This is a genomic window from Aquiluna borgnonia (assembly GCF_013283855.1).
Lineage (GTDB): Bacteria > Actinomycetota > Actinomycetes > Actinomycetales > Microbacteriaceae > Aquiluna > Aquiluna borgnonia.
In genome coordinates this window covers 944,650-958,637 of sequence record NZ_CP054056.1, presented here as the reverse complement: position 1 = coordinate 958,637, position 13,988 = coordinate 944,650, and the positions used below count along the sequence as shown (strand labels likewise).

The following is a 13,988-nucleotide window of genomic DNA, read 5'->3' as shown; positions in this document are numbered from 1 at the left end:
ACCCTAGACTTAGCGCGTGGATTCCAGACCAATCGGAGTATTTGACTCGGGCGTCGGTGGCCTAACGGTGGCCAGAGCAATCATCGATCAGCTGCCCAATGAATCCATTACCTACGTTGGTGACACCCTAAATTCCCCATACGGCCCCAAGCCGATTTCCGAGGTGCGCAGATTGGCGCTGGAGGTAATGGACGAGCTGGTTGCCTCAGGCGTGAAAATGTTGGTGATTGCCTGCAACTCCGCTTCGGCTGCAGTCTTGCGAGATGCTCGAGAGCGTTATACCGAAGGCCTCGGAGTCCCGGTCATCGAGGTGATTCAGCCGGCTGTCCGTAAGGCTGTTGGCACCAGCGGCAATCGCAAGGTTGGGGTAATTGGAACCACTGCCACAATTACGTCCAGGGCCTACGAGGACGCTTTCGCTGCCGCGGTAGATTTTGAAATCACGTCGGTGGCTTGCCCCAAGTTTGTTGATTTCGTTGAAGCTGGCGTCACATCTGGCCCAGAACTGTTGGCTGCGGCCCAAGAGTATCTAGAGCCAATCAAAGATGCCGGGGTTGACACCCTGGTTCTCGGTTGCACCCACTATCCACTTTTACAGGCGGCCTTGAGCTATGTGATGGGGGACCGGGTCAATCTGGTCTCTTCCGCTGATGAGACCGCCAAGGATGTGTTTCGGGTACTGACCGAACACGACTTGCTTGCTCCTGAGGGCAGCAAGCCAAGCTTCCGGTTCTATGCCACCGGCGATGCTGCGGAATTTGAGGTTTTGGCCAAGCGATTTCTGGGACCCGAAGTTTCGGGTGTTAGACACCTACAACGAAAGGTCTTAGATGACTAGAGCAGATGGCCGTCAGGCGCACGATCTCAGGGAAATCAAAATTGAGCGCGGCTTCACAATTCATGCGGAAGGTTCCGTCTTGGTTTCTTTTGGTAACACCAAGGTGCTCTGCAATGCTTCATTCACCCCGGGGGTCCCCAGGTTCAAAAAAGACTCGGGCGAAGGTTGGGTTACAGCCGAATATTCGATGCTCCCTCGAGCTACTCATGACCGAAGTGAGCGCGAGGCTGTAAAGGGAAAAATCGGTGGCCGGACCCATGAAATTTCTAGGTTGATAGGTCGCTCATTGAGGGCGGTCATTGACGTCAAACAGCTTGGTGAAAACACAATCGTGCTGGACTGCGATGTCTTGCAGGCCGATGGTGGCACCAGAACCGCGGCCATCACCGGTGCCTTCGTAGCGCTTGCCGACGCTGTCGCTTGGGCCAAGAAAAATGGCTACATCGCTAAGAGCGCCAAGCCACTGATTGACACTGTTTCGGCAGTCTCGGTGGGCATCATTGACGGAGTTGCGATGACAGATCTTGCCTACGTTGAAGATGTACGCGCTGATACCGACATGAACGTTGTAGTGACCGGCCGTGGGCTTTTCGTTGAGGTCCAGGGAACGGCTGAGGCTGAGCCATTTGATCGTGACGAACTGAATCGACTACTGGAACTTGCGCTGCAGGCAAACCTTGAGCTGAGCAAGATGCAACGTGAGGCATTAGGCGAAGACTTGGACCTTCGGTAATGCAGCTCTACTTCGCGACCGGGAACCAGCACAAAGCCCAGGAGGTCGAGGCAATTCTCCGCGCTCGCGGCGCTGATGTCGAAATCCTTATGCACAAGGGTGAGGAGCCCGTTGAGAGCGGAAGTACCTTTTTGGAGAATGCTCTGATTAAGGCTCGGGCAGCCTTTGCGGCGACCGGGGCCCCATCATTTGCCGACGACTCGGGAATCGCAGTTGAGGTCATGGGGGGTGCCCCGGGCATTTTCTCTGCAATCTGGTCGGGGGGAAGAGACGACAAGACCAACCGCGACCTACTTTTGGCTCAGCTCATTGATATTCCTGAAGAAAATCGAGCTGCTGCATTTGTTTGCACCATGGCCCTGGTTGATGATGCCGGGGAGGTTTCGGTTACCGGAGTTTGGCCGGGGAAAATTGCGACGCAGGCTAGCGGTGAGCACGGATTTGGTTACGACCCGATTTTCATACCCCAGGGCTTTAGCGTGACCGCTGCAGAGCTGGAACCCGAGGTAAAAAACTCATTCTCACACCGGGCCATGGCGCTCCAGCAACTGGCTTCACTGCTGACATCGCGGTAGTTATGTAACGGTGCAATTTCAATTGTAAAAATTGTAAATTGGCCACACAGGCAACCTGATACCTCATTGTTATCGTAATGTAATCGCTTGCAGTAGGAAATCAATGAGTCCCTCTTTTATTCTGGAGGGACCCTCCTATCGTGTGAGGTTCAGCCAACGATGGCTGATTTCGAAAGGAAAAATATGTCAACACTACGTCGTCGTGTAGTGGCTCTTGGAGCTACTGCCGTTGCGGCTTCTTTGGTTTTGGCTGGTTGCGCAAGCAGCGAGCCTGCAGCTGAAGAGACTGCCAGCGAGACCACTGACTCCACCACTTCTGACACTTGTGCTGCTTACGAGGCCTACTTGGGCAACGAGGGCACCGAGGTTGAGATGTACACCACCATCATTGACCCTGAGGCTTCCCTATTCATCGAGTCCCTCGCTGAGTTTGAGGAGTGCACCGGCATCACCATCAACTGGAACGGAACCCAGGAGTTTGAGGCTCAGATTCCAGTTCGCGTTGAGGGTGGCACCGCTCCTGACATGGCGATCTTCCCACAGCCAGGTCTATTGGCTAAGTTCGCTGGCAACGGTCTAGTACCCGCCAACGACGCAACTTCAGCTTCGGTTGACGAGAACTACACCGCAGACTGGAAGGTCTACGGAACCGTTGACGGCACCTTCTACGGCACCCCACTGGGCGCAAACGTGAAGTCCTTCGTCTGGTACTCGCCAAAGACCTTTGCCGACAACGGCTGGGCAATTCCTACCACCTGGGAAGAGCTTCTAGCTCTGTCTGACACCATTGCCGCTGCTGGCGATGTTCAGCCTTGGTGTGTTGGTTTCGGTTCCGGTGACGCAACCGGTTGGGTTGGAACTGACTGGATGGAAGACCTAATGCTTCGCTTCCAGGACGCTGCAACCTACGACCAGTGGGTTTCCGGTGAGCTTCCATTCAACGACCCTAAGGTTGCTGAAGTTCTAGCTGAGGCTGGCAAGATTCTGAAGAACCCTGCCTACGTTGGTGACGTTGCTTCGATCGCTACCACCACCTTCCAGGAGGGTGGCGCTGGCCTAGTTGACGGCAGCTGTGCAATGCACCGTCAGGCATCCTTCATCGGTGGCATCCTTGCCGCTGACTACGGTGCAACCATCGTGTCCCCAGAGGACACCACCACTGAGGGTGGAATCACCACCTTCTACTTCCCAGGTGTCTCGGCTGACAACAAGCCTGCACTTGGTGGTGGCGAGTTCGTTGGTATCTTCGCTGACCGTCCAGAGGTACACGCTGTGCACCACTACCTAACCACTCCTGACTGGAACAACAAGAAGGCCGCCCTGGGTGGCTGGTTCTCCGCCAACCTTGGACTGGACACTGCAAACGTTGCAGACCCAGTAAACAAGGTTGCTGTTGAGATCCTGCAGAACGCATCTACCTTCCGCTTCGATGGCTCCGACGTGATGCCAGCTGAGGTTGGAGCAGGTTCGTTCTGGAAGGAAATGACCGCATGGGTAGCTGAGGACAAGTCCGACGCTGCTGTTCTAGAAGCTATCTACTCAACCTGGCCTTACTAATTAGCCAACGTTGTAACTAGCTAAATAAATGACTGTGGGGCCCGTCGAAGGCGGGCCCCACAGCTCTTTAGAAGGTTGTTAGGATTCGAAACATGATTGCACTTGCACTTCACTCAGCAAGAAAAACTCCAGCGGACATCATCGCGGAAAACTTCTCGTTGTTGGCACTGGCCTTGGTCAGCTTCGCTGCGGTAATCTTCTTGGTTTTCCTGCTCGCTTCTCGCGCCTCTGTGAAGGCACAAGAGTGGCTGAAGTACCTGGTTTTCTTGGTTCCGGCATCCCTGCTTCTTCTGGTTGGCCTGATCTACCCGGCCATCCGCACCTTGATTCTGTCCTTCATGGATAAGAAGTCTGAAAACTTCGTTGGTTTTGACAATTACATCTGGGCGTTCACTATCCCGGAGATTACTGTCGTTCTGACAAACACCGCGATTTGGGTTGTAACCGTTCCAACCCTTTCGACGTTGATTGGTCTGGGCATCGCCTACATGACCGACCGCATGAAGCGACCAGCGGTTATCAAGTCGCTAATTTTTATGCCGATGGCTATTTCGTTTGTGGGAGCCGGTGTCATCTGGAAATTCGTTTACAACTACCAGCCGAATGACAACAAGCCAGACATCGGTCTTTTCTCAGCAATCTTCAAGGCTCTTGGCCTGACGCCGCCCAACTGGTTGCTCGAAGTCCCGCTGAACACTTTCCTGCTGATTCTCGTGATGATTTGGATTCAGACTGGTTTCGCGATGGTAGTGCTCTCAGCCGCACTCAAGAATATCCCGGATGAAGTTACTGAGGCTGCCATGCTGGACGGCGCAACGCCATGGCGCCGCTTCTATCTTGTTTCGGTTCCTATGATTAGGGCGACCATCGTGGTGGTGCTCACCACCATCACCATTGGAACCCTCAAAGTGTTTGACATCGTTCGCACGATGACCGGTGGAAACTTCCAGACCAACGTGATTGCAAACGAGATGTACTCCCAGTCTTTCCGACAGATGAATTACGGTCAGGGTTCAGCGCTAGCCATCATCTTGTTCGTGGCAATCATTCCGATCATCGTCTACAACATTCGACAGCTTCGCCTAGAGAGGACGGAACGCTAATGACCTCTGCAGCAGCAAAGACCAGCGTTAGGGCGCAGGCAAAAAACATCTTCTCTTCTCCATGGGCGGCATTTGCCGCCTGGGTGATCGCAATTCTTTGGACCATCCCAACCTTCGGGCTTCTGGTTACTTCGATTCGGCCAGAGAAGGACATCAACAACTCCGGTTGGTGGACGTTCTTTGTGCAGCCCAACATTTCCTTCGACAACTACACACAGGTGCTTTTTGAGGGATCAACCACCAACCCGCCGCTTTACCAGTTTTTCTTCAACTCACTGGCGGTTACTCTGCCAGCTGTTATTTTCCCGATCACTCTCGCGGTCTTTGCGGCGTATGCGCTGGCCTGGTTTGAGTTCAAGGGTCGAGAGTTTATCTTCTTTAGCATCTTTGCCCTGCAGGTAATTCCACTTCAGTTGACGTTGATTCCTCTCCTTCAGCTTTTCGCCAAGGGCCTGGTTATCGGGGATGTGACCATCATTCCGGACTTCGGAATCACTGGGACTTACATCCCGATCTGGATCGCCCACACCATATTTGGACTGCCGCTTGCAATTTTTATGCTGCACAACTTCCTGAGTCAGATTCCAAGGGAGCTAATTGAAGCAGCACGTGTCGACGGCGCAGGCTGGTTCACGCTGTTCTCGAAGATTGTGCTTCCGCTGTCTGTTCCAGCTATCGCATCCTTTGCCATCTTCCAGTTCCTTTGGGTCTGGAACGACTTGTTGGTTGGTCTCACCTTCGGTGGCGGTGCAAAAGAAGTTGCGCCAATGACCATTCGCTTGGCTGAAATGGTTGGCACCAGAGGTTCTGGTTGGGAGCTGTTGACTGCGGGAGCCTTTGTTTCGATGGTTGTTCCGCTGCTGGTCTTCTTTGCCCTGCAGCGCTACTTCGTGAGAGGCCTGCTGGCTGGTTCGGTGAAGGGCTAGGGGTTTGCGCCCCTAGCAGGATTCGAACCTGCGCTCCCGCCTCCGGAGGGCGGTGCTCTATCCCCTGAGCTATAGGGGCGGGGACAACGGTAGCCTAGCATTCGAGGCCCCCTGAGATTTGCTAGGTGTTAGTTCAAGGAGTTGCAATTGTCCTCATCGGTACAACTATCTGGTCCAGCTGATTGGTGGCGTCAGGCCGTCGTATACCAGATCTACCCCAGAAGCTTTTCGGATTCCAATGCCGATGGAATTGGTGATTTGAAGGGAATCATTTCCAAGGCCGACTATCTTTCATCACTCTCCATCGACGCGGTTTGGCTCTCCCCGTTTTACCCCTCTGCCCTCGCAGATGGCGGTTATGACGTTGCGGATTATCGAGATGTCGACCCTCGGATTGGAACCCTCGAACAATTCGACGATCTGGTGGAAGCGATGCATCAGCGTGGAATTCGCATTTTTGTCGACATTGTTCCCAACCACTCTTCCGACCAGCACATCTGGTTCCAGCAGGCGCTGCGCTCTCCAAGGGGATCCGCCGAGCGCGCAAGATACATCTTCCGAGATGGCAGGGGAGTCGATGGAGAGTTGCCACCATCTGATCTATCGAGCCATTTTGGCCCAGAGGGCTGGACCAGGACACCGGATGGCCAGTGGTATCTTCACCTTTTCACCAAGGAGCAGCCAGATTTTGACTGGTCCAATCCTGAGGTACGCGAGGACTTTCTCAAGACCCTCAAGTTTTGGTCTGACCGAGGTGTCGATGGCTTCAGAATTGACGTCGCCCATGCCCTGATCAAGGACTTGGATCCGCTCCCATCACGCTCCTCTTATGACCTAGAGGTTATGAAGGATGATGGCAGCGATCCGCTGTTTGATCGCGATGAAGTTCACGAGGTCTATAAAACCTGGCGCAAGCTTTTTAACGAGTACGATCCGCCAAGGGTTGCTGTCGCTGAAGCCTGGGTTCACCCCCATCGCAGGCCCCCCTATGCATCGCTTGACGGACTTGGGCAGGCATTCAACTTTGACCTATTGACCGCCAAATGGGAGGCAAGAACCTTCCGCCAGGTGATTGACAAGAATTTGCAGTTTGCTCAGCAGACTGGGTCTTCGACCACCTGGGTCATGTCTAACCACGATGTGATTCGGCACGTCACCCGTCTGGTAATCCCCGCCGGGAAAGACGGCGTAACATTCGCCGACGAAAACAACTGGTACGTGAAAAACCGGCTAGATCCAAAGCTTGATCTAGAAAAAGGTCTTGCAAGAGCGAAGGCCGCAACCCTTACCATGCTCGCCCTGCCCGGCTCCAGCTATCTCTACCAGGGCGAGGAGCTGGGACTGCCAGATGTTCTAGACATCCCGAGCGAGCAGATGCAGGACCCGCAGTGGTTTCGGGGCGAAGGTAAATTCAAAAGTCGTGACGGTTGCCGGGTGCCGCTGCCCTGGGAGCCGTCTGGTTCGTCCTTTGGCTTTGGAGCCGGCGGATCCCATCTTCCTCAGCCCAGCTGGTTCGGCGAGTACTCCGTTGTCGTGCAAGAGCAGCAGCCTGAGTCAACCCTTTCGCTTTACCGCAGGGCCCTGGCTCTGCGTAAACAGCTTCAGGGCGAGGAAGTGCTCAACTGGCTGGAGTCCCCCCAGGGGACAATGGCCTTCGAGCGCCCTGGATCCTGGGTCTGTTTCACCAACTTCTCGGATGAGCCAGTTGCCATTCCAGCGGGGGAGGTCTTGGTGTCCAGTGCCCCTGTTACCGCAGGTTTGCTGCCAGCTAACTCGGCGGTTTGGTTGAGAAGAAACTAGGTCGCAAAAGGCCCAAAGGGTATGATTTAGGTTCACCGCCGAAATCCAAACTCCGTATTTTCGCGCCAGAAAAGCCAGGAACCAAGTGAACCCAGAGCAGTTATCCGCAGCCATCGCAGCCAGCATTGGTCGCCTGGTCTCCGCTGGGGTTGTAGTTGTTGATGTTCCAGAATCTGTCGTGGTGGAGCGCCCTAAGAATCGGGATCACGGTGACTGGGCCACAAACGTCGCCATGCAGCTCGGGTCAAAGGCCGGCTTGAGCCCGAGGGATTTCGCTAATTTGCTGGTTGGTGAACTGGCAAAGGTTGATGGGGTTGAAAAGGTTGAGATTGCAGGACCTGGCTTTATTAATCTTTTTGTTTCAGACTCCGCAACCGGTGCTCTGGCAAAAGAGATCGTGCTCGCTGGAGCTGGCTACGGGCGGGGAGATTCGCTAAGCGGAGTCAAACTAAACCTCGAATTCGTGTCGGCTAACCCAACCGGTCCAATTCACTTGGGCGGCACGCGCTGGGCTGCAGTCGGCGACTCGCTAGCAAGAATCTTCCAGTCGCAGGGTGCTGAGGTTACCCGGGAGTATTACTTCAACGACCACGGTGCTCAAATTGACCGGTTCGCTAGGTCCTTACTTGCAAGAGCTAAGGCAGAGCCGGCTCCCGACGACGGATATTCCGGTCAATACATTGAAGAAATTGCAAATCAGGTGTTGGCCTCAAGCAGCATCGATCCACTGAGTTTGCCTGAAAGCGAAGCCCAAGAGGTCTTCCGGGCTGCCGGAGTCGAGCTGATGTTTGAGCAGATTCGTCAGTCCCTGCACGATTTTGGCGTCGACTTTGACGTTTATTTTCACGAGAACTCGCTCTATGAATCAGGCGAGGTAGAAAAGTCCATCGCAAGATTGCGCGAGCTTGGTCACATCTACGAGTCTGAAGGTGCAGTCTGGCTCAGATCCACTGAGCTTGGGGATGACAAGGATCGAGTGATCCTAAAAAGCGACGGAGACGCCGCCTACATCGCAGGAGATATCGCCTACTACCAGAACAAGCGCTCACGCGGGTTTGATCGCTGCATCTACATGCTCGGAGCCGATCACCACGGCTATGTCCCGCGCATGATGGCACTCTGCGCAGCCTTTGGGGACACCCCCGGCTTGAACATGGAAATTTTGATCGGGCAGATGGTGAACCTGGTCAGAGATGGTGAGCCGGTAAGGATGTCGAAGCGGGCTGGAACCGTGGTAACCATGGAAGACCTGGTTGATTCGGTAGGTGTCGATGCGGCGCGGTATGCGCTGGCAAGAAGTTCAATCAACCAGTCCCTCGACGTTGACCTGGAGCAACTGAGCAAAAAGACCAATGACAATCCAGTGTTCTACGTCCAGTACGCCCATGCGCGAACCAAGCAGGTTGCCAAGAATGCGCTCGCCCTGGGTGTTGATGACACCGAGTTCCTGCCGGAACTGCTCAGTCACGCTTCAGAATCAGAACTTCTGGCCTCCCTCAGTGAGTTTCCCCGGGTGGTTGCACAAGCGGCAGAGTTCCGGGAGCCCCATCGCGTAGCAAGGTACCTCGAGTTGGTTGCTGGCAATTACCACCGCTGGTATGACAACTGCCGAGTAACCCCACTTGGAGAGCAAAGTGTCGAAAGTGTGCATCGAACCAGGCTTTGGCTCAACAACGCCGCGGGTGTTGTGCTAGCCAACGGTCTTCACCTCCTTGGCGTGAGCGCACCGGAGAGGATGTAGATGAAAAACCCACTTGCCCCAGCCTGGTTGACTCCACCGAGTGACCTGAACGCCGTTGACCAGAAGATTTGGCCCAGAACTGCCAGGCGAAACCAGCACGGGGAGCTGACCGTTGGCGGCGTGGCGGTATCCGACCTGATTAGAAACTACGGATCACCGCTCTACGTTGTGGATCAGGAAGACTTTGAGGCGCGACTGCTCAGCACCAAGCGAGCTTTCAGCGATGCGGCAAACAAGATTGGCACCACCTCAAAGCTCTACTACGCCTCGAAGGCGCTGTTGACAACTGACGTGGTGCGGTGGGTGAATGAAGCCGGACTAGCTGTTGATGTTTCGACCCAGGGCGAGCTTGCCGTTGCGATTGCTGCCGGTATGCCGGGCGAGCGTATCGGACTGCACGGCAACAACAAATCCCTCGTGGAGATTGGCCGGGCTATCGCCTACGGCGTTGGCGCCATCGTCATCGACTCAGAAATTGAAATTGAACGCATCGCCTCAGTTGCCGGAGCACAAGACAAGATTCAGCCAGTTCGACTTCGGGTGAACTCTGGCGTTCACGCTCACACGCATGAGCATCTGGCGACCGCGCGGGAAGACCAAAAATTTGGAGTGGCTCTCAGCGATGTTCCTGACCTCGTTGCCAAGATTCGATCACACTCCCACCTTCGATTCCTGGGTCTGCACTCTCACATTGGCTCGCAGATTTTTGTGGTTGATGGATTCTTGGCTGCTGCAGAGCGCCTTTTGGATGTCCATGCCCAGCTCCTTGCCGGGGGAGAGGTTCCAGAGCTAAACCTGGGCGGTGGATTCGGCATCTCCTACACAAAGGCAGACCACCCACTTGCTATCGCCGAGATGGCCACGCGAATTGCAAAAGCGGTGGCCGACAAGTGCTCAGCGCTAGGTATCGCCGTTCCAAAACTCGCTTTCGAGCCTGGACGAGTGATTTCCGGACCGGCCGGCATCACGCTCTATTCGGTTGGAACGATCAAGGACGTCTCAGTTTCTGAGTCGGGTGCTGGGGCAACTAGGAAGTACGTGAGTGTTGACGGCGGCATGAGCGATAACGCCAGACCTGCGCTGTATCAGGCTGAATATTCGGCTTTGATTGCCTCAAGAGTTTCCTCGGCAACCCCGGCGCTTTCGCGCGTGGTTGGAAAGCACTGCGAGTCTGGAGACATTGTGGTGCGCCACGAGTATCTCCCCAGCGATGTGGCGGTAAACGACATACTCGCGGTTGCTGCCACCGGCGCCTACTGCTTTTCGCTATCTTCTAACTACAACTTTTTGACCAGGCCTGCGATGGTTGCGGTCAAATCAGGAAACAGCTCACTTCTAATCCGGGCTGAAACTGAACAGGATTTGCTGAGCCGGGATGCTGGCTACCAAGGCGGAAGGGCCGAATAAATGCAAACCGCATACCGACCAATTCGTGTTGCGCTGCTGGGAGCGGGCTCTGTGGGCTCTCAGGTTGCAAGACTTTTGATTGAGAATAAAGAGGAGTTGGCCCAGCGCGTTGGTGCAGAGCTTGAACTGACCGGAATCGCGGTGCGGAATCTAGATTCCAAGCGCGAGGGGAATCTGCCCAGCCACCTCTTCACCACTGACGCCGAGGCGCTCATTGAATCTTCCGACTTGGTCATTGAGCTGATGGGTGGCATTGAGCCTGCCAGATCATACGTTCGTATGGCGCTCAACAGCGGAGCTGATGTGATTACTGCCAACAAGGCTCTGATTGCTGCCCACGGTCCCGAGCTTTTTGATCTTGCCGAGCAGCTTGGTGCTCAGCTCTACTTTGAAGCTGCCGTAGGTGGAGCGATTCCAATCATCAGGCCGCTGCGCGAGTCTCTCGCTGGCGACAAAGTCAACAAGGTCATGGGCATCGTCAACGGAACCACGAACTTCATTTTGGACCGCATGGAATCCACCGGTGCTAGCTTCGAGGACGCGCTCAGGGAGGCGCAGGACCTGGGTTACGCAGAAGCTGACCCCACCGCTGATGTCGAGGGCTTTGATGCGGCTAGCAAGGCGGCCATTTTGGCATCGCTCGCCTTCCACTCCGAGGTTCCGGTCGAGCAGGTTTATCGCGAGGGCATTACCAAGGTGACGGCCCTGCAGATCGAAACCGCTCGGGAGTCTGGCTACGCGGTAAAGCTTTTGGCAATTTGCGAGCGTATTCCGGCGAGCGATGGCCAACCTGAGGGAATTGCCGTCAGAGTCCACCCCACGCTGATTCCTGAAGAGCATCCGCTGGCTGCAGTCAGGGGTGCCTACAACGCGGTCTTCGTTGAGGCCGAGAGCGCCGGGCAGCTGATGTTTTACGGGGCAGGTGCCGGTGGAACTCAGACTGCCTCTGCGGTGCTGGGCGATTTGGTTGGGGCTGCCAAGCGCCACCTTGCAGGCGGTCCTGGTCTTGCCGATTCAGTGCATGCCAACCTCCCGATTCTTCCTGTGCAGGCGGTGACCACCCGCTATCAGGTGACACTCCGCGTCACTGACCTACCCGGAGTTTTGGCGTCGGTGGCAACCGTCTTTGCAAACCACGAGGTGAGTGTGGAGACCGTCGATCAGAACCCAGCCGGTAAGGACTCGGGTGCCCTGCTTACCATCACAACCCATGAGGCCAGCGAGCGAGATTTGGACTCGGTCGTGGCTGATTTGCGATCAAATGCTGCAGTTCAAAACGTTGACTCGGTGATACGAGTGGAGGGAATCTAAATGGCTCACCAGTGGCGCGGAGTGATTCGCGAATACTTTGATCGACTTCCTTTTACCCAGGACGATCCAATCGTCACCTTGGGTGAGGGCGGAACTCCACTCATTGCGGCTCCGGCGCTGGCGAAACTCCTGGATGTCGGTAGCGTTCACCTGAAATACGAGGGCATGAACCCAACCGGCTCCTTCAAAGACCGCGGCATGACAACTGCGGTTTCTAAAGCCAAGGGCAAGGGCGCAAGGGCTGTAATCGCGGCCTCCACCGGAAACACCTCAGCCGCTGCTGCTGCCTACGCTGTTGCCGGAGGCATGCAGGCGGTCGTCTTGGTTCCAGCCGGAAAAATCTCCTGGGGCAAGCTCTCTCAGGCAGTTGCCCACAAAGGGCAGATTCTTCAGGTTCGTGGAAACTTTGACGATTGCCTTCGCCTGGCCAGAGAGCTCAGTGAGAACTACCCGGTGTTCTTGGTGAACTCCGTGAATCCGGATCGCCTGCAGGGTCAGAAGACTGCCGCGTTTGAGGTTTTTGATGCGCTTGGGTTTGCACCGGATCTCCACGCCATGCCACTTGGCAACGCCGGAAACATTTCCGCCTACCACCTCGGCTATCGCGAGGATCGCGATGCTGGACGGATTTCCAAGCTGCCGATGCTCTACGGTATTCAGGCCGAGGGTGCGGCACCATTCATGAAGGGTTCGCCGGTTGCAAAGCCGGAGACCATCGCTACTGCTATTCGGATCGGTAACCCAGCCTCCTGGGATCTGGCGCAAGAGGCAAAGCGAGACACCGGTGGTGCCTTTGGGGCAGTTAGCGATCGTGAAATTCTATGGATGCACAGGTTCCTGTCGCAAGAAACCGGCGTATTCGTTGAGCCTTCCAGCGCCACTGGAGCGGCTGGTCTTTACAAGGCCAAGCTCAAGGGTGAGCTACCGAAGGTTGATTCCATAGTCGTTACCGTTACCGGCCACGGCCTAAAGGATCCAGACTGGGCCCTCAAGGACGACCGCGGTCGTCAGATCAAGCCAAAGAAGGTCTCCGCAACTGCCGCTTCGGTTGCCGAAGTGCTCGGGCTGGAGCGAAACAAGTGACTCGCGTAATAGTCAAGATTCCAGCGACCAGTGCAAACCTGGGTCCTGGTTTTGACACTTTGGGTATGGCGTTGAGCTTTTACGACCAGTACGAGGCAGAGGTAATCTCCTCGGGGCTTGAAATCAAGATTGTCGGCGAGGGTGAAGCTGACATTCCAACCGATGAGAGCAACCTCATCTTCAGCACCCTAAAGCTAGTTTTTGATCGAATGGGAAAAACCCTTCCGCCACTTCGTATCACTTGCCACAACAACATCCCCCACGGTCGCGGTATGGGCTCCTCAGGAGCTGCTGTCACCGGAGGCATCATGCTTGCCGCTGGACTGCTGCAGCCGGAGATTGTGCTGACTGAGCAGCAACTTCTGGATTTTGCCACTGAAATCGAGGGCCACCCCGACAATGTCGCACCCGCTCTGTTTGGTGGTCTGACCATCGCCTGGAAAGACGAGACCGGACCGCACCACAAAAAGCTAAGTGTTCACCGCGGTATCTCGCCGCTGGTGCTGGTTCCGCCAAATCAAATGTCAACCAAGCTGGCCCGAAGCCTGCAGCCGGAATCTGTCCCACACACCGATGCGGTATTCAATGTTTCCCGCTCCGCGCTGCTGGTGGCTGCTTTGACGCAAAGCCCCGAGCTGACTTTTGCTGCCACCGAGGATCGCCTCCACCAGAACTATCGGGCCAGCGCCATGCCTGAAACCAGTCGCTTGATTGAGGAACTGCGTGCCAAGGGGCACCCGGCCGTGGTCTCAGGTGCTGGACCTTCGGTACTGGTGCTCGAGGATGACCCTGCGAAGCGAGCCGAAGCCATCAAGTTTGTTGAGCGCGAGTTTTCAACATGGAAAGCACTGCCGCTTGCAGTTGACTTCAAAGGTGCTAGTGTTGAGAGGCAGTCTGGATCAGGCGTCTAAAGC

The 13,988-nt window shown here is 55.4% G+C and carries 12 protein-coding genes and 1 tRNA gene; 12 read left to right on the top strand and 1 reads right to left on the bottom strand.

Annotated features, from left to right (window positions below; translation table 11 throughout):
• Positions 1-16 precede the first annotated feature (16 nt).
• From murI to HRU87_RS04890, 6 genes are all read left to right on the top strand, one after another.
• The gene (gene murI / locus HRU87_RS04915; RefSeq protein ID WP_173493817.1) at positions 17-838 is read left to right on the top strand and encodes a glutamate racemase; all 822 of its coding nucleotides are present in this window, start codon (positions 17-19) and stop codon (positions 836-838) included.
• Entirely contained in the window at positions 831-1,571 is a 741-nt protein-coding gene (rph, locus tag HRU87_RS04910) for a ribonuclease PH (RefSeq protein ID WP_173493816.1), read from the top strand. The genes murI and rph overlap by 8 nt, the downstream gene beginning before the upstream one ends.
• The gene (gene rdgB, locus HRU87_RS04905) at positions 1,571-2,146 is read left to right on the top strand and encodes an RdgB/HAM1 family non-canonical purine NTP pyrophosphatase (RefSeq protein WP_173493815.1); all 576 of its coding nucleotides are present in this window, start codon (positions 1,571-1,573) and stop codon (positions 2,144-2,146) included. Before rph ends, rdgB begins: the two co-directional genes overlap by 1 nt.
• Before the next feature lie 183 nt (positions 2,147-2,329).
• Complete coding sequence (locus tag HRU87_RS04900; protein ID WP_173493814.1) at positions 2,330-3,703, top strand: ABC transporter substrate-binding protein; 1,374 nt, start codon at positions 2,330-2,332, stop codon at positions 3,701-3,703.
• Positions 3,704-3,795: 92 nt separating this feature from the next.
• Positions 3,796-4,806: a carbohydrate ABC transporter permease gene (locus HRU87_RS04895; RefSeq protein ID WP_173493813.1), complete on the top strand. Its 1,011-nt coding sequence runs from the start codon at positions 3,796-3,798 to the stop codon at positions 4,804-4,806.
• Positions 4,806-5,732: a carbohydrate ABC transporter permease gene (locus HRU87_RS04890; protein ID WP_173493812.1), complete on the top strand. Its 927-nt coding sequence runs from the start codon at positions 4,806-4,808 to the stop codon at positions 5,730-5,732. The genes HRU87_RS04895 and HRU87_RS04890 overlap by 1 nt, the downstream gene beginning before the upstream one ends.
• 7 nt (positions 5,733-5,739) lie before the next feature.
• On the opposite strand, the gene HRU87_RS04885 is transcribed toward HRU87_RS04890, so the two are convergent.
• Positions 5,740-5,811, bottom strand: a tRNA-Arg gene (locus HRU87_RS04885).
• 68 nt (positions 5,812-5,879) lie between these two features.
• Here HRU87_RS04885 and HRU87_RS04880 point away from each other — a divergent pair.
• The 6 genes from HRU87_RS04880 to thrB all read left to right on the top strand — a co-directional run bounded on the left by HRU87_RS04880 (position 5,880) and on the right by thrB (position 13,985).
• On the top strand, positions 5,880-7,532 hold the full coding sequence (locus tag HRU87_RS04880; RefSeq protein WP_173493811.1) for a glycoside hydrolase family 13 protein: 1,653 nt from the start codon (positions 5,880-5,882) through the stop codon (positions 7,530-7,532).
• Between the two features lie 85 nt (positions 7,533-7,617).
• Positions 7,618-9,273 (top strand): arginine--tRNA ligase, encoded by a 1,656-nt coding sequence (gene argS / locus HRU87_RS04875; protein WP_173493810.1) that lies wholly within the window; start codon positions 7,618-7,620, stop codon positions 9,271-9,273.
• Positions 9,274-10,680, top strand: coding sequence for a diaminopimelate decarboxylase (gene lysA / locus HRU87_RS04870; protein ID WP_173493809.1), 1,407 nt, complete (start codon positions 9,274-9,276; stop codon positions 10,678-10,680). It abuts the gene before it with no gap.
• Positions 10,681-11,991 carry a homoserine dehydrogenase gene (locus HRU87_RS04865; RefSeq protein ID WP_173493808.1) on the top strand — a complete coding sequence of 437 codons (1,311 nt, stop codon included), beginning with the start codon at positions 10,681-10,683 and terminating at the stop codon, positions 11,989-11,991.
• A complete protein-coding gene (thrC, locus tag HRU87_RS04860) occupies positions 11,992-13,074 on the top strand; it encodes a threonine synthase (RefSeq protein WP_173493807.1) in 1,083 nt (360 codons plus the stop codon).
• On the top strand, positions 13,071-13,985 hold the full coding sequence (gene thrB, locus HRU87_RS04855; protein ID WP_173493806.1) for a homoserine kinase: 915 nt from the start codon (positions 13,071-13,073) through the stop codon (positions 13,983-13,985). The genes thrC and thrB overlap by 4 nt, the downstream gene beginning before the upstream one ends.
• Positions 13,986-13,988 lie beyond the last annotated feature (3 nt).